Origin of the sequence: Micromonospora sp. LOL_015, assembly GCF_048060275.1 — a bacterium.
Taxonomy (GTDB): Bacteria; Actinomycetota; Actinomycetes; order Mycobacteriales; family Micromonosporaceae; genus Micromonospora_E.
The window spans coordinates 1-605 of sequence record NZ_JBHMIO010000169.1 but is presented as its reverse complement, the minus strand read 5'-3'; the positions used below and the strand labels follow the sequence as shown (position 1 = coordinate 605).

The following is a 605-nucleotide window of genomic DNA, read 5'->3' as shown; positions in this document are numbered from 1 at the left end:
TTACCGTGCGGTCGAGGCGCAGGCGCGTTGCGACGGGAATCGTCTGCGACCGAAGCCACGTAAGTTGGAGTCTTCGCGGCGGTTGCACGATGTGGTCAACGACGGTTTCGCGGAGAAGTGGTCACCGCGGCAGATCGGCGAGAGGTTGCGGGTGGATCATCCTGATGACCCGGAGATGCGGGTGTCGCACGAGACGATCTACGAGTGCCTGTATCTCCAGGCGCGTGGGGAGCTGCGGACGCAGCTGAAGCTGGCGCTGCGGCGTGGTCGTACGCAGCGGGTGAACCGGTCGCGTCCTGCCGTGGCCAGGGGTTCCATCAAGGACATGGTGAACATCAGCGAGCGGCCGGTGGAGGCCGAGGACCGGGCCGTTCCCGGGTTCTGGGAGGGTGATCTGATCATCGGGAAGGGCAACAGGTCCCAGATCGCCACGTTGGTCGAGCGGACCACTCGTTTCGTCATGCTGGTGCGGATTCCGTTCGACCGTACCGCTGACCGGGTCGCTTTTCTGCTCGCGGCGAAGATGGAGACGTTGCCGGAGTTCATGCGTGGGAGTGTGACCTGGGATCAGGGGAAGGAGATGGCCCGGCATGCTGATTTCACGG

At 64.1% G+C, this 605-nt stretch carries 1 protein-coding gene; it reads left to right on the top strand.

The features are described from left to right. Positions 1–43: 43 nt before the first annotated feature. The coding region (locus ACFHWU_RS29325) for an IS30 family transposase (protein WP_416592328.1) at positions 44–605 on the top strand (562 nt) is incomplete at its 3' end.